Here is a 25499-nt window from a genome sequence, read left to right on the forward strand (position 1 = left end):
ATTAATTACAGTTATTTATCAAGTTTGATGTCGCTAAATTATATAATCATTGACAATAATCTGAATTACCTTGAAATCTATATTTGTGCTGAAAATAGGTAAAATAGAACTAATTACCTATGAATTAAAAAAACGCATTTATACCGGCGAATTAAAATCCGGTGATAAGATACCGACTCAAAATGAGTTGGCCACCCTTTATAAGGTCAGTCGAGACACCCTGAATAAAGCAATAAAGGAACTCGTTTCCGACGGTTGGATCAAAACCTCAAAAAAAGGGGGGAGTCTTGTTCCTGATTCTTTACCCTTTGAAAAAAACTACGCCCTTGTCTCTATGAGGGACTCATGGGAACAATCATCTTTCACCCGATCACTCATCCTTGCCGCGAGTGAGATCGAAGACGATCTCCAGAGTCGATTAACTCCCTTTCACCTAAGTAAGATCGGGATGTCAGATAATAATCTTTTACTTTTGGATGAAGTTACTCAAAAAATGAAATTTGCTGGATATATATTTTGTGACCATCCCCATTTGTTCCATAATTCCGTATTTGTGAAAAATAAAATTCACCCAAAAGCGTGTTTCACCTCATGTGATTTGGACGGTTTTTTCGACATCCTGGTCTGGTTTGACTTTAAGGCACTCTATGAATTAATCGCGGAAAAGATGATCATCAAGAATATCCGCCGCCCCTTCTTCCTGTGCGTCCCAGAAAACAATTCGTCGTCATCAATCATGGACGTCCTCAAACAAAAAAATATCCCCCACTCACCCAGCCACTCTTTTTCTCTTCCTTGCGGGGATGAACAAAACACAAAGAACGTTATTCGAATCATCACCCAAATGCACGAGAGTGTGCGTCCGGACGCTGTGATTATCCTCGATGACAATCTCCTGAAGCCGGTCTGTGATGAATTACAATCCATGAAAGAGCGTGGCCACGAGGCTCCATTGATTATCAGCCATTTTAATTACCCGTCCAACTATAAAACATCTTATCCCGTAATCAAAATCGGGTTTGATCTCCGGAATATTTTCACCACATGCATTCCCCTCCTCGAGAAAAAAAGGCTCGGCGAGGACATTCCGAAAAAACTACTGATCAAACCAAAGTCTTTTTCTTAAGCCCGGCCTTTGATCGGATGTATAATACGGTAATCAATGTGCTGAGCCCCCACGCAATTTGCGCCCATACTGACGGCTCGGGCACAGACTCCAAAGTCCCCAGCCAAGCACCGCGTCCGGAAGAGCCCACATAAATTTTGCCGTATTCATCCCAGTCGCCATAAAGCACATTGGGAGAAAACCCTAGAGGAAAGACAGTGTCGGTCATCGATAACCATGTCAGTCCCATATCATCCGATCGCCACATGCGATCCATATCAGAAAACCCTGTTATTTTTCCAAATAGATACATGGAATAATTACTATTTCCTGGTTTAGCTGCACCAAAACTGAATAAAATCGAACTTGTGACCGTGCTGATGGTATCTCGATTCACCCCAAAGTCATAATATCGATAGAGAGGATCCCCCGAACTGTAGGCCCAAAACTCGCCTTGCATACCCAGTTGTGTCACTAAGCCGAAACTGTCGGCACTACTAATGTACCGTGGATGGTCTTGAATATAGGAGAAGCTCACCCCACCATTTGTGGACCGGTATATTTGTGCAGGCGCAATACCCTCTCGCGGCCTTATCGCATAGAAGAAATCCTCATCCACCCCATCCGCCACGAGCGGTTTACTTGTATCAAACTTTCCATTACTGATTATTATGGGAGTCCCAAAGGTATTCGTCACAGTGGAATAGGACCATGACGCACCGCCATCTACTGTAAATGAAAACTTTCCAGTGCTGTCTATTGCGACAACACGATTTGAGTCCGTAGCAGATATTGCGATTTTTCGTGCAACCGCGTATTGCCCTGCGTGATTAGTCCAAGATGACGAAATATCTGACCAATTAAGACCTCCATTTGTAGATTTAAGCACCACCCCTCTTTCATTACTCCCTGTGCCAATATATCCATGGGCTCCGCGATACAAAACATCACTATTTCCTTTGAAAAAATCGACCTGATAGGAGTTTTGAATCAAGGATGCCCCTCCCAGCTGCGTGGCGGGCGCAAGAGTGGGGTCCACGATCCTGACACCATCCATGTCAGCAGCGGTTAAAATCAATGCTTTACCTGGAGCTTTGATTAAATCACTGACGACGATCTCCTCATGATTGTCGCGCAAAGCTTCGAACACGGGCCTGGTCATGGTGTTTCCATCATTGGCCTTGTTGATATCTGTACTTCTATAAATACCTGCATATTCGGTAAACCAGACGGTATTAGGATTATTGGGATCTATCAGGATGTCAGAGGCCCCTGCTGTAAATCGTCTGGACGCCGTATCCCAACCCGGACGGCCAATCACATCGACGGGACCAAACTCGTCAAGACGTTCCCAGTTTGTACCACCATCAACCGTACGATAGATCCGTGAAGAATTCCGATCTGGATCATATTTACTAATCACCATCGTATTAGGATTTGATTGATCCACGGAAATGCCTGAGATGTCCCCTGCTGTCGTGAAGTTTTCCATTCTGAATTGGCCTGTGGTCGCATTGGTGATTTTCAGGACATTATTTGCTGCCCCAATATCTACCCCATATTGTTGCCACACTCCCGTATTGGTATTCCACTTCCACAAACCGTCATTATCAGTCCCGACAATCAATGAATCACCAGCCTGGGCAAAAGACAGGGGTTTAAACGGCTGGAGCCCAGTACTGATTTCTTGCCAACTGGATCCGCCATTCGTTGATTGAAAAATCCCGCCCTGATTACTGTTTGCCCCATAAAGTCCTGCATACATCGTCATGGACCCTGCCGCCGTCCCTGAGCTTTTATCAATATGAAATGCAGTAATCCCCGCATGATCGGCAAAAACAGATGTGTAGGCATTCGTCAATAATCCGCCCCCCATCTCTGCCCAAGTTAAAGTCGAACGGTCATATCTGAGTAATCCATCACGGTGAGTCGCATAAAAAAGATAATTAGAATTGTTTGGGTCAACCATGAGTCTTTCACCCGCCCATCGATACTGATCATTTCCCCCGACACCCCCATAAGTCTGTCCGTTTGTATAAACAAAAGTGAGATTGGGGGCCGTTGGGAAATTGATTCTTTCCAGTGTATTTCCGCGATCCGGTGAGAAAAATAATGCATTATTTGTGCTGTAATGACTGACTCCGGCCGTAAAATAAAGAAAGTCTTTATTGTTCGGGTCAATCGCCATACCCTCTATCCCATACAAGTCCTTATCTTTGTATGTAAACCTGTCAGTGATCGGTGTCCATGATGTGTCGGCGGCATTCCACCGATACAAACCACCAACGTCGGTTTTCATATAAACAATATTTGAATCATCAGGATGCACCTGTACGCCTGTCACATACCCGCCCCCGCCGATTTTAATATTGGACCATGTCACAGAATTCGAAGATGTTGATGCGATGTTTGTATAGGGAAGTGTATCGCTAATGACCTGTGCATCGACCATGACGCCTGTTATGAGAGTAATCAATATTACATTTAGAAATGCATTTTTCCGTATAACAATAGGATAAACTCTCAATAATATGGATCTCCGGCGACGACTCGGCAGTAAGGTATTCCATTTAGTTAATTTCAAATAAACCATTAACCCTCCTACGAGGATGAGTAAAATCTCGGATGGTTCGGGAATAGACTGGATACCACTGAGAAAATTAAAACGGGCTCCCCCAAAGATCGAAGGATCAGTGCTAGCCCCCAGCCCGCCATTTAACAAGGTGGAAAAAGAGGAGGAATTTGTCAGGGCATTCACATAACCGCGGATTGTAGTCGCATTTGATATAGTTAAAGCCATATCCCCGCTTCCGGATAGGAGTCCGGTATTTGACGGGCTCCAGTAATTTTGGCTAAAGGACAGCCCATTAGTACCCCCGGCGACACTGACCAGTGTGCCCCCCGGGCCATCCAAGAAAAAAATATTATTTGTTCCTAATGAATTATCGTGGGTGTGCCCTCCTGCTAAATCAAAATGGATCAAGCCAGATACGGTATTCATATCCGTATCCGTCGAGTAGAAAGTATTATTGATCAGACGGGAGTTATCAAAGCCCCCCCCTTGGAGGAAATCCCCATAATAAAACCCGCTTTTTCCACCGATGACAAAATTGTCGGTGATCAGGTTATTATTGAGTTGCAAAGAGCTTCCCCCATTCTCATCGGCCAGCGCGATTCCCGTCGCCGGTCCGAGCACCCCGGGGGTCGGGGTCGATGCCGTCCAGTAGAAATTCGTATTTCCAGAATTAATGGTAAGATTCCTCTGCACCGTGCTATTGACCGCCCCGTCAAGATAGATATTTGCACTGAAATTATCACGCACAATATTCTCCTCGACCACGTTATTTGACCCACCGGCGATAATTCCTTCTCCCCAGTTATTATATACCGAGTTCTGCCGGATCGTGACATTATTCCCACCCGAACCGATTGCATTATTCCAGCCTGATGTGTCATGGTTACTATTCATCCTCACAGTGTCATGCACTTCATTTCCCTGAATCAGTATATTAGTGGGCACCGTAGCAAATGGCGCATTGCCCGGCCCACCATAGATCGCTATCCCCGTGCCAGTAATATTGTTAATCTTGTTATCCAAAATATTGATATTATTCCCGCCCCCGCCCTGACTGGAGATAGTGATACCTGAACCCTGCGAATTTTTTATTTCGAGGTTTTGAACCGTGTAGTTATTGGCAAATATTCCGATGCCTGAAGCAGCATTATTTACGGTTGTCCCCGTGTATCCGAGATCGAAAACAGCATTCTCACCCGTGTAAGAGGAGATGGTCACTGGGTTCCCCGCAGCCCCAGAGTTCGCAAGTGCCAAAAAAATACTATTTGTATAGGTGCCCGCACGGAAATAAACTTGGTCACCGGGATCAGGATTCCGGCTCCCGCCGTAGTTGAAAGCAAAAAACTGGTCAAGGTTAGCTTGGCTGGCTGTCAGGGGATTGCTGATCGTGCCCACTGACGCCTCGGGACCGGAAAATATATCCACCCCGCCGGATTCGACAAAATACCAGTCACGGGCTGACACCTCCGTATAACCCATGAGCATTAAAAACAAACTGACTGTATATATATAATTTTTCATCGCATTGATACCCCTTGCCCTCATGAATCCATGGGAGCAATTATCGTTTTATCAATGGATGCTTTGGTAGTTAGGAAAAGACCATCCAGACTCTTAATTCCCTTACTTACACCTAAGCCACGACCGATGTCCACCTCCTATCCCAATAATGTCTTTACTTAAAAAGACATTACCCCCCTTCCAGCAGGCATAGGCATGACTTTAAAAACGAGATTCAGGAGCTTGTGACTGATTTCTGACGGAGAGAGCATATTGTCTATACACGATTCGCCTTTATTCTGAAAGAATCAGGTGGGTTTGACTTGCCCTTGTCTCCAGTAAAACCTTTAATTTCCCTTTACATCATAAAAGCATTCAAGTGAGTGGGCGCTTTTTACCGCTAAAATAAAGCACATCAAAAAAGGTAAATATGGCATATACGATCGGCGTTGATTACGGAACAAACTCAGTCCGCGCACTCGTCGTGGATACTAATAACGGCAAAGAAGTCGGAACTTACGTTTTTAATTACCCCCACGGCCACCAAGGTGTCATCATCGACCCCAAAGACCACAATCTCGCCCGGCAACATCCTGCGGATTACCTTGCTGGTCTCGAGACGAGCGTGCGTGAGGCCCTAAAGCTCGCCGCACAAAATGATGCGCAATTTGCCCCGGAAAATGTAATCGGTATCGGCGTGGACACCACAGGATCGAGCCCGATTCCCGTCGATGCAAATTGCGTGCCCTTGGCCATCCACCCTCACCACAAGAATAATCCCAACGCCATGTGCTGGCTCTGGAAAGACCACACCAGCGTGGAGGAGGCCGGTAAAATCACCGATCTAGCCCTCGAGCAGCGCCCCCAATATGTCGCCAAATGCGGCAATACCTATTCGTCCGAATGGTTCTGGGCAAAAATCTGGCACTGCCTCAATGTCGACCCAAAAGTTTTCCATGCGGCCTATAGCTGGGTGGAGCTCTCCGACTATATCCCGGCGGTATTGTCCGGGGTGAAAAATCCCGCCAATATCAAACGCGGGATCTGCGCCGCCGGACACAAAGCCCTGTATTGTGATGAATGGAATGGGCTGCCTGACAAGGAATTCCTGAATATGCTCAGCCCCGAGCTGGGCAGATTGCGCGACCGCCTCTACGACAAGGCCTATGACCTGAATGAATCAGCGGGACTTCTCACGAAAGAATGGGCTGTCAAACTCGGGTTACCCGAAGGCATCGTCATCGCCATCGGCGCTTTTGATGTCCATCTGGGTTGTATCGGCGTGGGCATCAAGGAAGGTGTCGTCGTCAAAGCCATGGGGACATCCACCTGCGACTGTGGTGTCGTCAGTAATACCAAAAAAGTCGCCGATATCCCCGGTATCTGCGGGATCGTGAATGGCTCCATCCTCCCCGGATTCTACGGACTTGAGGCCGGCCAATCCGCCGTCGGCGATATTTTCAAATGGTTTGTCGAGGTCGTCTGTAAGGGCCAAGACTCCCTCCACGGCGAGCTCACAAAAGAAATGGCCGCGCTTAAACCCGGACAATCCGGCCTGCTCGCCCTTGATTGGAATAACGGAAACCGCACTGTCTTGGTCGACCAACGTCTCACCGGACTTTTAATCGGACAAACCCTGCACAGTTCCCAAGCCGAAATCTACCGCGCCCTCGTCGAGGCCACGGCCTTCGGCGCCCGCGCGATCCTTGAGCGCTTTAAGGAGTACGGGGTTCCGGTCACCGACGTGGTTTGTTGCGGCGGGATCGCCGAGAAAAACGCGGTGCTCATGCAGATTTATGCGGATGCCACCGGTTACGAAATGAAAGTATCGCGTTCGCCCCAGACCTGCGCCCTCGGCAGCGCCGTGGCCGCTGCCGTCGCCGCGGGTTCTGCCAAAGGGGGTTACGCGGACTTCCCCGCGGCCATGGCAAAAATGACCGGACTCAAGGATGTTACTTATAAACCCATCGCAGAAAACGTGGATATCTATAATGAACTGTACTTCCTCTACATGAGACTCCATGACAATTTCGGCGGAGTCACCAAAGGGGATGACCTCTCCCTTTTTATGAAACAACTCATCAATATCAAACAACGCCAATCTAAAGATTAAACCCCCGACTCTTTAAACCCCTCACTCAAAAAAATATCATCGTTATGTCAAAAACCACTACTCAACCCATCGAAATCTGGTTCGTCACAGGAAGCCAACACCTCTACGGGCCTGAAACCCTCAAGCAAGTCGCGCTGAACTCCCAAAAAATCGTCGCCGCCCTGAACCAGTCTAACCGCATTCCGGAGCAAATTGTTTTTAAACCCGTCCTGAAAACCCCCGAGGAAATCCGTTCCCTCTGCCAGGATGCTAACCATAATGCAAATTGCGCGGGGCTCATCCTGTGGATGCACACATTCTCCCCCTCGAAAATGTGGATCTCGGGGCTCTCCACCCTGCGTAAACCTTTCCTGCACCTCCATACCCAGTTCAACCGCGACCTGCCTTGGGGCACGATCAATATGGACTTCATGAATCTTAACCAATCCGCCCACGGTGACCGTGAAGCCGGATTCATCCACACACGCCTGCGCTTGAACCGCAAGGTCGTCGTCGGACATTGGAGCGACACCGAAACCCAAGACCGGATCGCGGCCTGGATGCGTGTGACCCGGGCCTGGACCGATTCACAAGGGATGAAGATCGCCCGGTTCGGTGATAACATGCGCCAAGTCGCCGTGACAGAAGGTGACAAAGTCGCCGCTGAAGCAAAGTTCGGTTACTCCGTCAACGGGTACGGCATCGGCGACCTCGTTAAATATGTCAATGCCGTCTCCGACACGCAAATTACCACGCTTTGCAAGGAATACGAGGCCACATACAATGTCGCCAAACCCTTAAAAAAAGGCCAAGCGCGCCACTCTTCCCTCCGTGACGGGGCCCGCATCGAGCTCGGACTACGCGCTTTTCTGGAAGAAGGCGGCTTTAAAGGATTCACCACGACTTTCGAGGATTTGCACGGGCTCAAACAATTACCCGGTCTAGCTGTCCAACGCCTCATGGCCGACGGTTACGGCTTCGGCGCGGAAGGCGACTGGAAAACCTGCGCCCTCCTGCGCACGATGAAAGTCATGGCTGCCGACCTCAAGGGCGGGACGTCATTTATGGAGGATTACACTTACCATCTCGATCCGAAAGGTCACCTCGTCCTAGGCGCACACATGCTCGAGATTTGTGAATCCATCGCCTCCGGAAAACCTAGCCTCGAAATCCATCCCCTGGGCATCGGTGGCAAGGAAGATCCCGTCCGCCTCGTTTTCGACGTGCCCGCAGGACGCGCAATCAACGCATCACTCATCGATCTCGGCAACCGTTTCCGTTTAATCGTCAATGAAGTCAAAGTCATTAAACCCCCGAAAAAACTACCTAAACTCCCTGTCGCCCGTGCCGTGTGGCATTGCCTACCTGACTTTAAGATCGCATGTGCCGCCTGGATCTATGCCGGGGGTGCCCACCATACCGGATTTAGCTACTCGGTCACCACCGAGCACATGGAAGACTTTGCCAAGATCGCCGGGATCGAACTCGTCGTCATCGACGAGGACACTCGCCTGCGTGAATTCGAGGCGCAACTCCGTAATAACGAGGTCTATTACACCTTGTCATCGGGGTTCAAAGCCTGATCATTAAAATAAGGCCCGTGCCCCATTAACGGGCCCCTCAAAAAGAAAGAAAAATACCATGAGCGCATACGATTCACTCAAAGAAGCCTGTTTCGAGAGCAATTTGCTCTTACCGGAATTTAAACTCATCGACCTGACTTTCGGTAATGTCAGTGTCGCTGATACGGACAAAGGGGTTTTCGCCATTAAACCCAGCGGTGTTGATTACCGTCAGATGATGCCGACAGACATGGTCGTCCTGGATTTTGAAGGTAAAACTGTCGAAGGCAAATTGCGCCCGTCCTCCGATACTCCTACACACCTGCGCCTTTACCAGGCTTTTAAGGGAATCGGTGCGGTCGTCCATACCCATTCGCGCAACGCCACCGCCTTTGCCCAAGCAGGGAAACCCATCCCCTGTTTTGGCACCACCCACGCGGATTATTTTTATGGTGAGATCCCCGTCACCCGGGCACTGACCGCCGACGAGATCGCCCGCGGGTATGAGCTCGAAACCGGCAATGTCATTGTCGAACGTTTCAAAGATATCGACCACGGGGACATGTCCGCTGTCCTCGTCCGGCACCATGCCCCATTTGTCTGGGGACCCCACGGTAAAAAAGCTGTAGAAAATGCCTTCGCCCTGGAAATCTGCGCCGAGATGGCCATAAAAGCCCTCCAGCTCTCCCCTGACATTAAGAATATCCCCCCGGACCTCCTGAGTAAACATTTTAAACGTAAACACGGCCCCAGTGCTTACTACGGCCAAGGAGATCGTTAGGAAAATATATATTTATGTCACACCCATCCAGCACCAATGCACTAGGATTCGACCAATTCGGCGATCCCTCAGCAGTCATTACCCTCAGAGATATCCCCGTGCCCGTCGCTGGCCCGGATGAGATCACGATTGAAATGATCCTTTGTCCGATTAATCCCAGTGATATTAATTATATCGAAGGGAAATACGGGCTCAAACCTGTCCTCCCAGCGATCGCGGGGCTCGAAGGAGTCGGGCGCATCTGTGTGGCCGGAGAGAATGCCCGGAAACATTATCAACCCGGACAATTTGTCCGCCTCCATGCCGGGGTCGGTGGCTGGCGCCGTTTTTTAACCGTGCGCCCCGACCAGATCGAGATTTTCCCCGGGGGACTCTCGCCCGAGCAAGCCGCAGTCTTTTCAGTGAATCCCCTGACGGCATGGTGTCTTTTGACTTTTTTCCGTAAGCTCGACCCCGGCCAATGGGTCATCCAAAATGCCGCCACTTCCGCCGTCGGCAAATATGTCATTCAAATCGCCAAACACCTCGGCTTACACACGGTCAACCTCGTTCGTAATCTCGAAGTGGCCGATTCACTCAAAGCCCTCGGGGCAGATGTCGTCGTCGAGGATCAGGATGGCTCCGACGAGCAAATTACCGCACTCACCGGCAAAGCCACGATTAAACTCGGTCTGAATGCCGTCGGGGGTGACAGCGCCCTGCGTGTCTGCAGTGCCCTCGGGAATTCCGCAGCGATGGTCACATACGGGGCCATGTCGAAACAATCCCTGAAAGTGCCTAATGGTTTCCTGATTTTTAAAAATCTTGAACTCCGCGGTTTCTGGCTGACCCAATGGAAGAAACTCACCCCGCGCGACCAGCAAACCGCTGTAGAAGAAAAAATCGCAGGCCTCTTCAAATCAGGTGTCCTCGATACATTTATCGAATCCATTTACCCACCGGAAGAATATAAGAAAGCCCTCTCACAGGCCCAAACCTCCGGACGCAAAGGGAAAATCCTTTTCCGTTTCTCCGAGTAAGCCCCAAATGATCACCCTCATCCATGATCCCGCCTGTGCTTCCTATCAGAAAATAGGGCATCCCGAGGCCCCTTTCCGGGTCCGTGAATCCGCCGCCCATCTCCTGAAAACACATCCCGACTGGGACTGGGTAAAACCACAGGCTGCCGGGGACCGGAGCATTTTGCGCGCACACAGCCCGCAATTCCTCATGGATATCGACCACCCGCTAGATGACTTCGACGGCGACACACCCGCTTACCCAGAAATCACCGGCATCGCACGTAATGCCGTCGGGGCCGCCCTCGACGCGACACATCGCGCCCTTAAAGGCCAGAAAACATTTTCACTCATGCGCCCTCCCGGCCACCACGCCACCCGGACCCAGGCTATGGGTTTTTGTTATTTGAACTCCATCGCTATCGCCGCACTCGAAGCCGTCGAGATGGGCGTAGGACGCGTGGCGATCTATGACTTCGACGCTCACCACGGCAATGGCACCGAGGACATCGTCCTCAACCACCCCAATATCCGGTTCTGCTCCGTCCACCAGTATCCCGGATTCCCCGGCACAGGAACCACCTCCCGCGCAAATTGCTCCAATTGGCCTGTGCATCCGATGACTCCGAGGAAAGAACACCTCCACCAGCTCCGGCTCGCTTGGGAAAAGGTACTGGATTTTAACCCCGGCCTGATCCTGATCTCTGCCGGTTTCGACGCCTACTCGGGCGACCCGATCACCGAGATGACCCTCGAAATGGAAGACTTTGCCAAGCTCGGGATGTGGGCCAAAAACGCCGCCTGCCCTACCGCGGCTATACTGGAAGGCGGTTACAGCCGCGACCTCCCTCTCATCATGGACGCCTTCCTGAGTGAATGGAGCTGACCCAAGCAGCGTGCGAAGTGCTACGTGCGGGGTTCTATGTTCTAAGTTCTGCTCAATACACAGTTTTAGAATTTACCGCAGCAAATTGCGTCCGGGATCGACGGGGCTTGTCCAAGACTACCCAGACTTTACGACAATCCAAATAGGCAAAAAAGCCGCGTTGACGGTAAATCGTTATGATGTCATACTACAGGCATGAAAACGAGCATTGAAGAACTCACCCGTGAAGCTCTCCAGCTTCCCCCTCGCCAGAGAGTCGCACTTGCTGGTTTTCTGCTGGAAATCGATCAGTCGAGCGGTGATCTGGGAGTCGATGATGCCTGGGAGCACGAGATCGAAGCTCGAATCAAGGCTATCGATAACGGCTCTGTGACGGGAATTCCCTACAACGATGTCATGAGCGAAGCCGACAAGCGTCTTAATTGATGGATATCAACTTTGTCCCGCTGGCAAGGGATGAGTTTCTCGACGCGATTTCCTATTACGAAGATGCTCATACCGGACTGGGTTACCGCTTCAAAGATGAAGTCACCCGTTATGTCCTGTGGCTGTCCGAACATCATAAATTATACAGGATGCGCTCCGGGGGCTATCGTCGCATTAATCTCCGCATTTTCCCCTACTATATTCCCTACGTATTACGAAATGATACTCTATGGGTCTTAGCGATTGCACATAGTTCGCGAAAACCAAACTACTGGATCACCGGAGATTCAAAGTCGTAGAGTTCAGCCTGCGTTTCGAGATGCGACAACCACCGTCTTAAAGACGGCGGATTGGTTTCTCTCCTGGCTGAAAGCAGGCTATAAGATCGAAGCACCGAGTTTCTGAAATATGTGTTACCGCGAGAAAGGCGGTGTTATAAGACCAAAAACGAGCCATTAATTAAAACAATTTGCGCCGTATTGTTGGACATTTCCTTGAATATCGAACTCTACGGCAAGCAGGGCCGCTTGCCCTACACAATCAGCCTACAGGATTCCTCCGTCAACTTCACACAGAGCACTGTTTTTCTTTGGCGGTTCACTTTTCCCGCTTGAGCAATTTGTATTTTTGACTGAGACCTCAAAATGTGTCGCATTGAGCACATGAAGACAATCACCATCCGGGAGCTCCACATGAAAACGGGGGAGTATGTCCGCCAGGCTTTGGAGGAACCCCTCATAATTACCCAACGCGGTCAAGCCATCGCCGTCCTCAAACCCCTTCAATCCTTTGAATTGATTGGCGCAAAAATGCCCAAACGGAAGCTGAGCGATTTGCCCAAAGTCAAAATCGACTCAACGCCTCTGGTCTCTGATGAACGGGACGCCCGATGATTTATTTCGATACGAGCTACATAATAAAGTGTTACTTGGCTGAGCCCGGCTCACCCGATGTCTTGGAGCTTGCTCAAAACACGTCAGGTCTGGCATCCTGCATTTTAGGACGGATAGAATTCTTCTCCGGACTCCATCGCCATCTGCGGGAAAAAAGAATCACGACAGCCGAGCACAAAAAAGTCGTAAAACTTTTTGAATCAGACGAAAAAAACGGAGTTTGGACATGGTTCCCCATGACCAATACCCTTGCAAAAATGGCATGTAACCATTTTTCCCATCTTCCCAGTGATCAATTCCTCCGCTCTTTTGATGCTATCCATCTCACTTGTGCCAGCGAGCAAGGTTTCCCCGAGATTTACTCCAATGACAAACACCTACTCACCGCCGCTCCACTTTTTAATCTCGCGGGGAAAAATGTGATCCCTTGAAAAGAATCTTTTCCCCCAATACCACGTGGCAAATTGCGCGGCGATTCCAGAAAAGCTTGAGGCGGCTTTTTCGACGGACGTGCAGAAGTACGTCCCTCCAGCAAATTGCGCCGGGATGACCGGACTTGTCTGTGAATGTCAGATTGGGACCGCCTCGCATTCGACTGGTATTCACCAGCACATTGAGTGATTTTATCGTCTTCTCAGTCGCATTTTTCCACACGATAGAAGATGATACTCTGACCATTTGAGCCGTGATCGATTGACGACGCGATCCAGAATGGATAGTCGCAAAAATACGGAAATAACCATGGAGTGAACGATCTCCCACACTTTACTCATGGCCTCCGGGGCTTGAGCAAATCGCTCCTCCGAAGTTCCTGCCCCTCATTGATATTGGCGGAATGAGGCATTGATCTTTTACTTGTGGGCAAAAGGGTCCTTGCGGCATTCGGGACTCATATTGGCCAGAGCCCAGTTGATGCCCTGCTAGATATTGCGCCACTCTTCTCCACTCCCGATAGACTGTTATCTTTTGATCTCTTCCTTTTCCTTCAATGTATCCATGGGATTCCACCTTCTTGTTTTACCTTTGTTACTTGTATCGCTGCATAGCCTGATCCACCTCTTGTCCGACGATGCGAACGTGAGGTCGTATCGCAGACAATGGATGCGGGAGGGCGGTGAGGCATAGGGGGCCTTAGGCTTCTTTGTGGACATAGGTCGAGGCATCTCTACTTAGTCTTTAGTGCATCTTTCAGTTTTTCCTTGCAGCGATTTAGACCTAGTGAATGGAACTAACCAGAAATTTTCTTGTTTGGGGTCGGGTGGATTTGATCTCCGTACCAAGCCTGAACCCACGTGAGCCAATCTTCCTCCGTCGTCACAGGTTTGTTTTGACTGGTTATTATCCAATAATCTTCGCGAGACACCCATTCCCCTTTTTCATTCTTGGTATGGAAGATCAGATTCCCATCTTTGCCCAGATATTCACCCGGGACTGCAAATCGCAGGTCAACCGACCAACGAATCTTGTCCGATACATTGGGCACTGACCGATGCATCATAAATGAATTAAACATCAAAACGTCTCCGGGCTCCATTACGAAGGTGATCACGTCCTCTTCAGAATTTTTCAATTCCTCAGTTTCTAAAAATCCACCTTCGTTCTTACCTTGAAAATGAGGAATAAAATCCCATTTATGTGATCCCCGAATCACTTGCATGGCCCCCATGTCTTCGGTCACTGAAACCAAAGGCAACCAGCACGTGATGAGGTTACATTGTTGAGCGGCGGCACCGTAATACCCTAAATCCTGATGCCAAGGTACGGTCATCACTTTGTTATGAGGTAAGTTAGGCCGCGCGTTGTAAGCAGGTACACCACAAATCTCATCGCCCATCACATCTCGTAAGGCTTTGACCAAACTTGGGTCGTTATTTAACTGATACAACCCTTTACGCGAAATCACCGCACGAAAACTGCGGCCAAACTCAATGGCTTTCATGTTGAGAATCGTTAATCGCTTTTCATACGGAAGATCTTTGCGGTCATCAGTGATCACTCCTTCAACCATGTACTTTTGAATGATCTCATCAACGATCTCTTCCATCATGTGATTCATGGCCGCAATGCAAGCCGGTTCAATGAGACCTTTTAAATGGATAAATCCATCTTTTTCCCATTGGTTCATTTGTTCAGCAGATAAGATGTGTAAGGGTTGCGTCATCATAGGTTGACCTTTTGGTTAATAGGGATTCTCTATGGTTTATCGTATAGTGGGTTAGTTATTTTGAAAGTAAGTGGCCTTAACGTTTGTCACTGTCCCTGACGGAATGAGGCATTGATCTTTTTCTCGTGGGCAAAAGGGTCCTTGCGGCATTCGGGACGCATATTGGCCAGAGCCCAGTTGATGGCCTGCTGGATATTGCGCCACTCTTCAAGGCTGCCGATAGACTGCTTCCTTTTTAGTTCTTCTTTTTCCTTCAATGTATCCATGAGATTACTCATCCATTTTTAATGCCAGTTTTAATACCTTGATACGGTCGAGTTTCTGATCACGGGGGTCGAGTGCCATCTGGCATGCCAGCATATCCCCATCTGAGAGACTCCGGTAGGAAATTCCTGTATTAGTCCTTTTTTCAGAAGAACGAATAAAACACTCTTCATAACAACCTTCTAGCCCCTTGACCTCGCGGAAAATATCTAAGCTCCCGGCATCAGTTGTCACACAAAACATCACTTGTCGATCTAGCCACTCCGGAGATTCCGGGATTGGCCTGAATGTTTCGGCCGACTCACCCCATTTAGCTCCAAGCCCGGCTAAAACGTTATTCAAACGCTCCTTATTTTCGGCTGTGTTCCGAAACCAAATATCGACATCATAAGTCAGGATCGGCTCATGGTTGAGCAGGAAATTAACCCCTCCAATCAGGATATAGTCGACCTTCCCCTCAGTAAGGCTTTTGAATATGTGGTCAATATCCATCATCAGACGACTTTAGCAAGATTCCTTCAAATCATCAACCAATGTTATATTTGTCCTGATTACTGATAGGTTACTTGGAATGTGAAAAAAATCTTCGAAAATCCCTGTCTTACACCGGTGCAAGTGGCTCGGCGGCCACGGGGGTCGGGGCCTCGGGCAGGAGGTCGAGTTCGCGGAGGAGTTTCAGATCTTCGTCGGCATCGGGATTTGGTGTGGTGAGTAATTTGTCCCCGTAAAAAATCGAATTCGCTCCCGAATAAAACGCCATGGCCTGGGCTTCCTTCGACAGGCTCGTGCGTCCCGCGGACAAGCGCACCTTTGCGTGTGGGAAAAAAATGCGGGTGGTCGCGATCAGCCGGATGAGTTCAAAGGAGTTGACCGGTTGTTGCTTTTCCAGCGGGGTACCCTCGACGGCGACTAGCGCATTGATCGGGATACTCTCAGGCTGGGGCTCAAAAGTGGTCAGCACCTGGAGCATTTGCAGGCGGTGATCCTCGGATTCACCGAGGCCGATAATACCCCCGCAACACACGGAAATACCGGCTTCTTGGACATGTTTAATCGTATTGAGCCGATCTTGGAAAGTGTGGCTCGTGACGATCTTATCATAATATTCAGGGCTGGTATCGATATTGTGGTTATAGGCATCGAGTCCGGCGGCTTTTAACCGGCGGGCTCCACCCGCAGTCAGGGACCCCAGCGTCACACAGGCTTCGAGCCCCATTCCTGTCACCCCTTGCACCATCTCCAAAATCTCGTCAAAACGGGGATCATCCTCACGGATTCCCTTCCAGGCCGCACCCATACAAAAACGGGTGGACCCATTTTGTTTTGCGAGGGTGGCTTTTTCGAGGACTTCTTCGACCGGCAAGAGTCTCTCGGCTTTCAGGCCCGTGTTATTTTTGGCACTCTGGGCGCAATACCCGCAATCTTCGGAGCATCCCCCGGTTTTAATCGAAAGTAATGTGCAAAGCTGGACCTCGGTCGCATGCCAGTTTTCCTTATAAACTTTCCTCGCTTTTTCGATCAGCTCAAAAAGGGGCAGATGATAAACAGAACGGATCTCGGGGAGGGTGACAGTACGTTTCATAGATTGTTAACATACTAACACGATCTGGTTAACAATCGTCAAGGCAACTTATTATCCTTAGCCTATAAAAGAGAGAAAATAAATCTTTGAACGTTGTTTTACTCAAAATCAGATTACTTTTCACCTCACGGCTAGAATAATTATCTGGAAATGAGGATGAGGCCGAATTAACCTGACGGGCATGGAAACTAGCTGCTTGCCTGTCGGGATTCATCAGGGAAAAACAATCGGACTGCTACCGTCTATGGTAAACCGCCATGGCCTGATTGGTGGGGCGACAGGGACGGGTTCTGGCGGAGGAATTCAGCCGGATTGGGGTTCCTGTTTTCCTTGCTGATGTGAAAGGTGATTTATCCAGGTGAGCTACGGCCGGGGAACTCTCCCCAAAAATGGCCCAACGCCTCGAGTCTCTGAAGCTCGATGCTGCTGGACAGATCGGGGAAGCCAGTCCCACCATCTTCTGGGATGTGGACGGGAATTAAAGGGCATCCGGTTCGTGTCACGATCTACGAAATGGGTCCTCTCTTACTGCCGCGGATACTCGACCTAAATGAAACACAATCGGGGCTACTGCAAATTATTTTCCGGGCGACTGATGACCAAGGTCTCCTGCTCCTCGACATCAAAGACCTGCGTGTGATGCTCCAATACGCTGCTGAGAATGCCTAAACTCAATAGGCAATTCCAGCAGCTCGACCAAGCGGCCGCTGCATTGACCCAATACCAGAATTACCTCGCCCAGATCGACGTCGGTAACCGTGAACCAGCAAAGAATGAACTCCGTAACTTTATGTATACAAATGCCCGCGCCCGGTTAGTTCCTCAAAGCTGGATTACCTCCAAAATGAAAGAGAATAAAAACGATACGACTGAAACGGATAAACTCCTCGCGTCCCTCACTGTCGCCAATCTTTCTGAAACAATCGATAAAATCCAGGTAATCGCCAATAATGACTCCAGCCAAACCCGGAATGAATACTACGGGCTCCTCAATGATTCACGCCACTTACAAGCCATCGAAATGATTAATAAAACGCGCGGTCCTGTGGAAGCCTATAACCGCATGGGACAACCCGGCGGCCAGCACCAATGGCGAAACGCCATCAGTACATTGGCCCTAAATATGCAAACGCAGTATGCCGCCAAAATCCTCAGCATAAAAATCGAAGTGACCAATGACGGTTCCCCTGAGAGCACACTGAACAATTTGCTCGCGCAATTTGCCAAAGAGAAAAACTGGCCCGGTATGGCCAAGGTGCTCGAGCTCATCCGTAACGGACAATTCTACGGCACGACCAGCTCGGATGTGGTCAATGGGGAACTCTCCGCCGCAAGGAATTTCCTCGTCGCCGATCAAATGGAGAAAATGGGCCAAAAAGAAGAGGCCATCAAGTATTACATCGAAACCTTAAAATTTACTAGCGACCGTCTCCCCTCAAAGAGGCCGCCGACCGGCTCACCAAGCTGAAGTCCACACCCTGACCGTCCTGTTTTTCGATAAACCCATTTTTTTTAAAATCTACCAACTGAAGACTTGTCTCATCCCCTCTCGCACCACTTGAACAGGGTTCTCTGGACCTTTCCATGATCCTAAAAAAGGAAAATGAAAATTCCGAACTATTTGCAAGTGCTGCACTACAATGAATAAGCCACCGCTCCCTAATGAACCTTTTGAGTGGCAAGCTACTCTCCTGTAAGTGATTGAAGCCCCGCGGGAAGTTCTGATTTTGACTCGGTGTCCTGTAGGTTAAAAGAATGCTGACAACAAGGAAAAATCGGTTGGATCCCTCAATGATCCCAGAGGAGCAAATTGCTGAACTGGCCAAATTATTCGCCAAACAAGGGCATGTTGCATTGATCGATTCGCAGGGGAATCAGATTCATCTGCCTGAAGCGCTCTTCGAGCATTTTGCTCGGATCGTGCGGCTGATGTCGGAAAAAAAAGCCATTGTGATGGTGCCGGAGGAAGAAGCTTTCACGACACAGGCTGCCGCAAATTATTTAGGCGTATCCCGACAACATCTAGTTGATCTCATTGAAAAGGCTGAGATTCCCCATCACCGAGTGGGCACCCATCGCAGGGTCACTTTTGCCGATCTTCTCGCCTTCGAAAAACGGAGAGATCAGACCCGGCGCAAAACTCTGGACGAACTTGCCGAGGAGGTGGAAAAGGCCGGCCTCTACCATACCGACCACACAGGAGACCAGTGAGAGCTGACTACCGTGTCCTCATTGACTCTTGTGTATTCGTAAACTTCGGGGTTTGTGATCTTTTATTGTGGCTGGGAGAAAAGCCTCGAATGCTTCTACCCTGTTGGTCTGTAAACATTATGGATGAAGTCCGGCGCACCCATGTGGAAAAACTCAAATGGCCCAAATCACTGGCGGATACTTTTTTAGGAAAAAGTGCGAATCGCCTTTCCTGAAGGCGAAGTCAAAGGATATCAAACTTTACAGTCAGTACTCACAAATGATCCCAAAGACAGGCATGTGCTCGCCGCCGCGATCAAGGGACAGTGCCCCCTGATCCTTACGTTTAATGTGAAATATTTTTCCAAGGAATCCACGTCCCCTTGGTTAATTGATGTCTGCCACCCCCAAGACTACCTTCTGATTTTATATGAAATGGACCCCAAACACATAATGGGATGTCTAGGGGGGATTGCTGGAAGGAAAAAGACTAAAATCGAGGACATTCTCCTTCATCGAGGAAAATCTTTACCTCTCTTCTCATCAAAAGTCCTCGATGATTTGGGTGCAGATTGATGACATCTTAAACTCTCGCATTGAACACGGTCACGAGAACTTCATTTTAAATTCAAAGTGTCTTGAGGACTTCCAGCACATCCTGCGCCTGTTTTTTCGTGGAGGCTTTGCGGTCGAGCCAGATGATTTTGCCGTCTTGGATGAGGAAGGCTTGGCGGGCGGGGATCCCTAATAATGTGGGTACGCCAAAGGCATCGATGACCTTTCCTTCCTTGTCTGCTAGGAGGGTAAAGGGAAGCTTATATTTTTCTTGAAAACCCTTTTGAGCCTCCACTGTGTCCGCACTGACTCCGATGACGGCGACCCCTTTTTGACTTAGAATCTCAAATCCGTCCCTCAAACTACAAGCTTGAGCCGTGCAGCCTGGAGTGTCGGCTTTTGGATAAAAATAAACTAGGGTCAAGCCTTTTGCATATACCTCGCCGAGATCCACTGTATTACCATCCTGATCGAGTGAATCCAGAATAGGAGCTGGGTCCCCGACCTTGAGTTCCGTCCCGTGCAAATGTCCCCCCAGAAAAAAGCTCAATAATCCCATTGCGATAAATCCTTTTTGAAATATTGTATTCATCAGTAAGAATAACTAGTGTCATTTTAACCTGATTTTCATTTTTTCGCCATCCAAAAGAAAGGTTCTTTCCTTTATGAATGACATGGTGCTCCTCACTCAATTCAATTCGCTCGACGATGCATTCATGGCCCGGGCCATGCTTGATTCCGCAGGGATAGAGGCTTTTATTCCCGATGAATACACCCTGCAAAATAGCTGGGTCTGGATTACAGCTTACCAAGGGGTGCGCCTGATGGTCCCTGAGGATTGCCTCGACGAATCACGGGAAATTCTGAAAATCTCCAAAGAAAACGATTCCCCTTACCTCAGAGGTTTCACCTGTCCTACATGTGACAGTGATCATGTCATTAATGCCACACTCAAGAGGAAAGCCCTCGCCGCGATTATCGCCATCCTCAATATTCCCTTGCCATTCAGCCGCAAAAAATACGAATGTACTGCTTGCGGGCACAAATGGAAATGATGACACGGGTAACAACTTTCCGAGAGGGTTTCACCAGCTCATCAGCGATATCGACATTTGTTTTCCTATGAGTACCCATACCACATGACACCCTCTGATTCAGTAAAAAAGCCGTCATCAAACGATGACGGCTCTATGGAAAACCAGATTAGTTAGAAGGCGCGACTATTCGGCAGGGGTCCCTGTTGCTTTTAAGGAGGCCAAACGTGATTCACGCTCCTTCAGCTCGTAGTGGAATTGATCCGCGTGTGGAGCCGGGCCAGTGACTTTCGTACGACCCCAGAAGTCTGTGAAACTCTCACCGGCTTTACGGTTCGCCTTAAAATCTTCCAAATAAGTACGCACGGTAGCGGCAATGTCTTTACGTTCGAGGGATTTTTTCTCAAGGCCCGCCAAACGGTCACCGCGGGATGAACCGCCGACATAAAAGGCATATTTATTTGGAGCCCTACCGACAAATGCAAAGTCTGCATTGTAAGGGCGGGCACAACCATTCGGGCAACCGGTCATCCGGACGAGGATGGGCTCTTTCTCGATGCCCAAATCCTTCAGGACCGCATCGATCTCGTCCATGACACTACTAAAGACACGTTCACTCTCCGCGAGGGATAAGCCGCATGTCGGGAGGGCCACACAGGCATGGGCGACCTTGCGGGCTTCGGTAAAGCCTTCCACCGGAGGAACCCCGTTTTCCGAGAGGATCTTTTCGACTGCGGGTTTTTGCTCAGCGGTAATATCGTGGAAAATGATATTACAATTCGGTGTTAACATGACTGGGCAACCAATCTCCTTGGCGATTTTAATGAAAGCCGCCTTGTAATCAATCCCGTCGCCATCCTTGATCCGGCCTTGGGCGACATGTACCCCGACAAAGAGATTCCCATCGCCTTGTTCATTCCATCCGAGTGCATCGGAAACCGTCGTGAATGTCATAGGTTTAAAAGGTGATGTCGGTGATTTCATACGTGCTTTGACGCCATCCCGGACAAAGTCGATTCCTTTGTGTAATACGAGATATTTAAAGCGGGATTGTTTACGGTCTTCACGATTACCGTGGTCACGCTGGAAAGTCACAATAGCTTCGCAAGCTTCGAGGGCGTGTTCTTTAGCCACATAAAAGAGGGGTTGAGCGAGGCAAGGCTGGGTCGCGGTATTCCCGTGCGCCATCCCAAATCCACCACCGACGACGATATGATAACCGAGCAATTTGCCAGCCTCGACATGGGCGATAAAACCGATATCCTGCGAGTAAATATCCACATCGTTACGGGGAGGAATCACGATGCCTATTTTGAATTTACGGGGGAGATAATGTTTCCCGTAGATGGGCTCCACTTCTTCCGGTGTTTTCCCCGACAAATCAACTTTTTGTCCATCGAGCCATATCTCGGCATAAGCCCCAGCGCGCGGGAGGAAATAAGCAGTGATCTCATTAGCAAATCTCAAACATTCGGCATGGGCATCGTCCTTGATCGGGGAGGAAGGCCCCATCGTATTACGGACCACATCACCACAAGCTCCTAATGTCGTCACCCCAGATTCATGGATTCTTTGGACGCATTCCTTAAATCCGCCTTTGAGTATCCCGTGGAATTGAATGCCTTGGCGTGTCGTGATACGCATGGTCCGATTGCCCAAGTCATCGGCTAATTGATCGTGAACGACGTACTGGGCCGCTGTCATCGATCCACCCGGGGTTTTTGTCCGGAGCATGAAACTCCACGCCTTGTCTTTTCCCTCAGCTTTGAGCTTTGAGCGGAGATCGCGGTCATCTTGTTGATAGGAGCCATGGAATTTGAGGAGCAGGTTTTCTTCCTCACTAAAATGGGTTTTTGAAGCGTCAGCCAGTGTTTCGGCCAATGTTCCGCGTAAATAATTACTCTTATCCTTGAGTTCTTCTACCGGGTTATTCGACATAACGTATTTTCCTAATGATGATTGTTCCGCTACAAAGTGAACGACTTCCGAAAGAAAATCAATTGAGATCATCACATTAACATTAATATTCCCACTAAATAGATGGGATTCCTTTCCATACATTTGGACATATGATGATTTTTTACAAAAAAAGCCTAAAAATCTCTTGGCTTTTGAGAGTGTTAACTTAAATATTGTATTTCTATGGCTGGGCCTATTGATTCAGAAAGTGAGAGCAGCATAACCATTTATCTTCGTGAAATCGGGAAAGTCCCCCTTTTAACCGTTCAGGACGAGATTGATCTGGCTGCAATCATCAAAAAAGGGGTGGAAGCAGAAGTAAAAATCAAGGAATTCACTAAAAAGGTCAAGGGAATCCCTGCAAAAGTGACCGTTACCAAGACTAAAGCGGTCAAAAAAACTATTCCTGATAAGGATAAAGCCAAAAAAGCAGCTCTTCAAAAGCTTGCCGAAGAAGGCGCTCAAGCCCGTGAACGCATGATCAAGAGCAATTTGCGTTTGGTTGTTAAAATCGCCCATGATTATTCAAATTTCGGACTCCCCTTAATTGACCTCATTTCCGAAGGAAATATCGGTCTGATGAAGGCTGTGGAACGTTTCGACCCGAATAAAGGGGGAAAACTGAGCACTTATTCCTCTTGGTGGATCAAACAATCCATCAAACGCGCTCTGGCCAACCAAAGTAAAACAATCCGACTCCCTGTCCATTTGGTGGATAAGATCAGTAAGATGCGCCGGGTCGCGGCACGGATGAGTGAGGAATTTGGACGGGAACCCACCGATGAAGAGCTCGCCGATGAAATGAGTATGAGTGTGACAAAAATCGCACGGCTACGCACAGCGGCAATCCGCCCGGCGTCATTAGATGCCCCGATCAGTAATGACGAAGACTCGGCGAATTTTGGTGACATTATCAAGGATGAATCCGCACTCAATCCCTACGAGATGCTCCGCAGTAAAAAACTCAAAGATGACTTGGATGAATTATTAGCCATCCTAGACGCACGCGAACGCGAGATTATCAATTTCCGTTTCGGCTTGGACGGGGCGAATGAACGCACCTTAGAAGAAGTCGGGGTAAAATTCAAGATCACCCGTGAGCGTGTACGCCAAATCCAGAATATCGCCCTGAATAAAATGCTTAAGGCCATGGGTAAAAAAGACCGCCAATTCATTTCAATTGATTAACCTACCACCCCGATAAGCCGGAAATTATTATGCCAGACGAAATTACGATCAAAACCATTTCAAATACCATACGTGACATTGTTGATTTCCCTAAACCAGGCATCCTCTTTAAAGATATCACTCCCGTCCTGCTGAACCCAGACACATTCAAACTCGCTGTCGATGCCTTAGCTGAGCCCTGCCTAGCCGAACGCCCCGATATCATCCTCGGGATCGATGCCCGTGGATTTATTTTTGGTGCGGCTATCGCCTACCATCTCGGCATCGGTTTTGTGCCCATTCGCAAAAAAGGCAAGCTCCCCTATAAAACCATTGAGCAATCTTACGAACTTGAATACGGCGAAAATATTGTCGCGATCCATGAGGATGCCATCAAACCGGGAAACAAAGTTTTTATCGTCGATGACCTTCTCGCTACTGGCGGCACCGCCCATGCTGCGGCCATCCTTGTGGAGAAGCTCGGTGGGAAAATCACTTGTATCTCATTTTTAGTCGAGCTTGGATTCCTCGAAGGACGCAAAAAGCTGGGCGATTTGCCGATTCACTCCGTCGTGAAGTATTAATGGCTCGCATTTTAGCCATCTTAGCCAATCTCTTTCCCGTCTGGGTGCTCAGCGGAGCAGTACTCGCACTCATCCAGCCTTCACTCTTTGATTGGTATAATGTCAAGTGGATCAATCCCACCTTGGCTATTATCATGTTAGGGATGGGGCTGACCCTTTCTTTTGATGACTTCCGAGGGATCCGTAAAATGCCAAAGGCCGTTACGATCGGCTTTTTCGCCCAGTACACGATCATGCCATTTATGGGATGGCTCTCTGCGAGCGTGTTTAATCTCCCCACCCCGATGAAAGTAGGCCTGATCCTTGTCGCCTGTTGTCCCGGCGGGACGGCATCAAATATCGTGTGTTACATCGCACGGAGCAATGTAGCACTCTCCGTCGTGATGACCATGTGCAGCACACTCGCGGCCGCAATCATGACCCCGCTCCTGACAAAATGGCTGGCTGGTACCATGGTCTATGTAAATGGATGGAACCTCTTTTTTGACACGGTCCAAGTCGTCGTCCTTCCCGTCATCGGAGGACTACTCTTGAATCAATTTGCTCGGGAAAAAGTTAAATTCGCATTACCCGTGCTTCCCTTGGTGGCTGTCCTCGGCGTGGTCCTGATTGTCGCCAAAATCATCGGACTCAATGCAGAAGCTATCCGTCAATCCGGCCCCACACTTCTCTTGGCGGTATTCACTCTCCACAGTACAGGATTCGCCGTGGGTTACATTTTCGCCCGCCTCATGAGGCTGGATGAGTTATCCTCCCGTACCGTTTCGGTCGAAGTCGGCATGCAGAATTCCGGACTCGGCGTGGTGCTGGCGAGGAATAACTTTTCCGATCCCCTAACTGCCGTACCTTGTGCCGTTTCCAGTGTCTTCCACTCGCTCATCGGCAGTGCCCTAGCCGGTTATTGGCGTCTCAAAAAGGATGCGGGACTAAATAAAAGTTCACCCCTTAAATCTATCTAAATCTTCTCACTCTTTTTTTGAGCGGGAGCCAATAGCGGCGATCAATATCTGGGCAAATCATTTCCTCCTGCGCAAGTCCAAGAACCACCTTCTCTTCATCACCCGCCATCAGGGCGAAATCCGTATTCCTCCTAAACTCTGCTGCACCGTGTAAAACACATGCCTGACCGCCCATTAGCAGGCATTTCACTTGAAAATCCTGCATCGTGGAAAGGACTTTGTG

General features: G+C 49.0%; 25 protein-coding genes and 1 pseudogene. 18 read left to right on the forward strand and 8 right to left on the reverse strand.

Going from position 1 to position 25499, the window contains the following annotated elements:
* Positions 1–70: 70 nt before the first annotated feature.
* The gene (locus SGI98_12835; GenBank protein MDZ4744289.1) at positions 71–1126 is read left to right on the forward strand and encodes a GntR family transcriptional regulator; all 1056 of its coding nucleotides are present in this window, start codon (positions 71–73) and stop codon (positions 1124–1126) included.
* Here the strand turns inward: SGI98_12835 and SGI98_12840 are convergent.
* The gene (locus SGI98_12840) at positions 1104–5201 is read right to left on the reverse strand and encodes a right-handed parallel beta-helix repeat-containing protein (protein MDZ4744290.1); all 4098 of its coding nucleotides are present in this window, start codon (positions 5199–5201) and stop codon (positions 1104–1106) included. The two genes, SGI98_12835 and SGI98_12840, sit on opposite strands and share 23 nt — an antisense overlap.
* 409 nt (positions 5202–5610) lie before the next feature.
* Between SGI98_12840 and SGI98_12845 the strand changes: the two genes are divergently transcribed.
* From SGI98_12845 to SGI98_12885, 9 genes are all read left to right on the forward strand, one after another.
* The gene (locus tag SGI98_12845; GenBank protein MDZ4744291.1) at positions 5611–7293 is read left to right on the forward strand and encodes a ribulokinase; all 1683 of its coding nucleotides are present in this window, start codon (positions 5611–5613) and stop codon (positions 7291–7293) included.
* 44 nt (positions 7294–7337) lie between these two features.
* The gene (gene araA / locus SGI98_12850; protein ID MDZ4744292.1) at positions 7338–8855 is read left to right on the forward strand and encodes an L-arabinose isomerase; all 1518 of its coding nucleotides are present in this window, start codon (positions 7338–7340) and stop codon (positions 8853–8855) included.
* A gap of 58 nt (positions 8856–8913) precedes the next feature.
* Positions 8914–9615, forward strand: coding sequence for an L-ribulose-5-phosphate 4-epimerase AraD (gene araD, locus SGI98_12855; GenBank protein MDZ4744293.1), 702 nt, complete (start codon positions 8914–8916; stop codon positions 9613–9615).
* Positions 9616–9629: 14 nt separating this feature from the next.
* Positions 9630–10634, forward strand: coding sequence for a 2-enoyl thioester reductase domain-containing protein (locus SGI98_12860; protein MDZ4744294.1), 1005 nt, complete (start codon positions 9630–9632; stop codon positions 10632–10634).
* A 7-nt stretch (positions 10635–10641) separates the two neighbouring features.
* Complete coding sequence (locus SGI98_12865) at positions 10642–11499, forward strand: histone deacetylase (GenBank protein MDZ4744295.1); 858 nt, start codon at positions 10642–10644, stop codon at positions 11497–11499.
* Positions 11500–11694: 195 nt separating this feature from the next.
* Complete coding sequence (locus tag SGI98_12870) at positions 11695–11925, forward strand: addiction module protein (GenBank protein ID MDZ4744296.1); 231 nt, start codon at positions 11695–11697, stop codon at positions 11923–11925.
* Complete coding sequence (locus SGI98_12875) at positions 11925–12224, forward strand: type II toxin-antitoxin system RelE/ParE family toxin (protein MDZ4744297.1); 300 nt, start codon at positions 11925–11927, stop codon at positions 12222–12224. Before SGI98_12870 ends, SGI98_12875 begins: the two co-directional genes overlap by 1 nt.
* Positions 12225–12587: 363 nt before the next feature.
* Positions 12588–12818 carry a type II toxin-antitoxin system prevent-host-death family antitoxin gene (locus tag SGI98_12880; protein MDZ4744298.1) on the forward strand — a complete coding sequence of 77 codons (231 nt, stop codon included), beginning with the start codon at positions 12588–12590 and terminating at the stop codon, positions 12816–12818.
* On the forward strand, positions 12815–13249 hold the full coding sequence (locus SGI98_12885) for a type II toxin-antitoxin system VapC family toxin (GenBank protein MDZ4744299.1): 435 nt from the start codon (positions 12815–12817) through the stop codon (positions 13247–13249). The genes SGI98_12880 and SGI98_12885 overlap by 4 nt, the downstream gene beginning before the upstream one ends.
* A gap of 797 nt (positions 13250–14046) precedes the next feature.
* Here the strand turns inward: SGI98_12885 and SGI98_12890 are convergent.
* From SGI98_12890 to bioB, 4 genes are all read right to left on the reverse strand, one after another.
* Positions 14047–14982, reverse strand: a complete 936-nt coding sequence (locus SGI98_12890; protein MDZ4744300.1) for a phytanoyl-CoA dioxygenase family protein — start codon at positions 14980–14982, stop codon at positions 14047–14049.
* 86 nt (positions 14983–15068) lie between these two features.
* Positions 15069–15260 carry a hypothetical protein gene (locus SGI98_12895; protein ID MDZ4744301.1) on the reverse strand — a complete coding sequence of 64 codons (192 nt, stop codon included), beginning with the start codon at positions 15258–15260 and terminating at the stop codon, positions 15069–15071.
* On the reverse strand, positions 15253–15738 hold the full coding sequence (locus SGI98_12900) for a hypothetical protein (GenBank protein MDZ4744302.1): 486 nt from the start codon (positions 15736–15738) through the stop codon (positions 15253–15255). The genes SGI98_12895 and SGI98_12900 overlap by 8 nt, the downstream gene beginning before the upstream one ends.
* 109 nt (positions 15739–15847) lie before the next feature.
* Positions 15848–16828 carry a biotin synthase BioB gene (bioB, locus tag SGI98_12905; GenBank protein ID MDZ4744303.1) on the reverse strand — a complete coding sequence of 327 codons (981 nt, stop codon included), beginning with the start codon at positions 16826–16828 and terminating at the stop codon, positions 15848–15850.
* A 244-nt stretch (positions 16829–17072) separates the two neighbouring features.
* On the opposite strand from bioB, the pseudogene SGI98_12910 reads away from it, so the two are divergent.
* The 4 genes and pseudogenes from SGI98_12910 (at position 17073) to SGI98_12925 (ending at position 19594) form a co-directional block, all read left to right on the forward strand.
* A pseudogene (locus SGI98_12910) lies at positions 17073–17494 on the forward strand (helicase HerA-like domain-containing protein).
* Positions 17490–18296 (forward strand): hypothetical protein, encoded by an 807-nt coding sequence (locus SGI98_12915; protein ID MDZ4744304.1) that lies wholly within the window; start codon positions 17490–17492, stop codon positions 18294–18296. Before SGI98_12910 ends, SGI98_12915 begins: the two are co-directional and overlap by 5 nt.
* Positions 18297–18619: 323 nt before the next feature.
* Positions 18620–19039 carry an excisionase family DNA-binding protein gene (locus tag SGI98_12920; protein ID MDZ4744305.1) on the forward strand — a complete coding sequence of 140 codons (420 nt, stop codon included), beginning with the start codon at positions 18620–18622 and terminating at the stop codon, positions 19037–19039.
* A gap of 195 nt (positions 19040–19234) precedes the next feature.
* The gene (locus tag SGI98_12925) at positions 19235–19594 is read left to right on the forward strand and encodes a PIN domain-containing protein (GenBank protein ID MDZ4744306.1); all 360 of its coding nucleotides are present in this window, start codon (positions 19235–19237) and stop codon (positions 19592–19594) included.
* 52 nt (positions 19595–19646) lie between these two features.
* Here SGI98_12925 and SGI98_12930 read toward each other — a convergent pair whose 3' ends face one another.
* Positions 19647–20165, reverse strand: a complete 519-nt coding sequence (locus SGI98_12930; GenBank protein MDZ4744307.1) for a peroxiredoxin — start codon at positions 20163–20165, stop codon at positions 19647–19649.
* Positions 20166–20238: 73 nt separating this feature from the next.
* On the opposite strand from SGI98_12930, the gene SGI98_12935 reads away from it, so the two are divergent.
* Positions 20239–20628 carry a DUF2007 domain-containing protein gene (locus tag SGI98_12935; GenBank protein MDZ4744308.1) on the forward strand — a complete coding sequence of 130 codons (390 nt, stop codon included), beginning with the start codon at positions 20239–20241 and terminating at the stop codon, positions 20626–20628.
* Positions 20629–20793: 165 nt separating this feature from the next.
* On the opposite strand, the gene SGI98_12940 is transcribed toward SGI98_12935, so the two are convergent.
* A complete protein-coding gene (locus SGI98_12940; protein MDZ4744309.1) occupies positions 20794–22617 on the reverse strand; it encodes an NADPH-dependent assimilatory sulfite reductase hemoprotein subunit in 1824 nt (607 codons plus the stop codon).
* Positions 22618–22749: 132 nt separating this feature from the next.
* Here SGI98_12940 and SGI98_12945 point away from each other — a divergent pair, with 132 nt between their 5' ends.
* The 3 genes from SGI98_12945 to SGI98_12955 are packed head-to-tail and all read left to right on the forward strand — an operon-like array spanning position 22750 to position 25276.
* The gene (locus SGI98_12945; protein ID MDZ4744310.1) at positions 22750–23754 is read left to right on the forward strand and encodes a sigma-70 family RNA polymerase sigma factor; all 1005 of its coding nucleotides are present in this window, start codon (positions 22750–22752) and stop codon (positions 23752–23754) included.
* Positions 23755–23783: 29 nt separating this feature from the next.
* A complete protein-coding gene (locus SGI98_12950) occupies positions 23784–24317 on the forward strand; it encodes an adenine phosphoribosyltransferase (GenBank protein ID MDZ4744311.1) in 534 nt (177 codons plus the stop codon).
* Complete coding sequence (locus SGI98_12955; protein MDZ4744312.1) at positions 24317–25276, forward strand: bile acid:sodium symporter family protein; 960 nt, start codon at positions 24317–24319, stop codon at positions 25274–25276. The genes SGI98_12950 and SGI98_12955 overlap by 1 nt, the downstream gene beginning before the upstream one ends.
* On the opposite strand, the gene SGI98_12960 is transcribed toward SGI98_12955, so the two are convergent.
* A complete protein-coding gene (locus tag SGI98_12960; GenBank protein ID MDZ4744313.1) occupies positions 25269–25481 on the reverse strand; it encodes a hypothetical protein in 213 nt (70 codons plus the stop codon). The genes SGI98_12955 and SGI98_12960 overlap by 8 nt on opposite strands.
* Positions 25482–25499: the final 18 nt, after the last annotated feature.

Source organism: Verrucomicrobiota bacterium (genome assembly GCA_034440155.1).
Taxonomy (GTDB): domain Bacteria; phylum Verrucomicrobiota; class Verrucomicrobiia; order JAWXBN01; family JAWXBN01; genus JAWXBN01.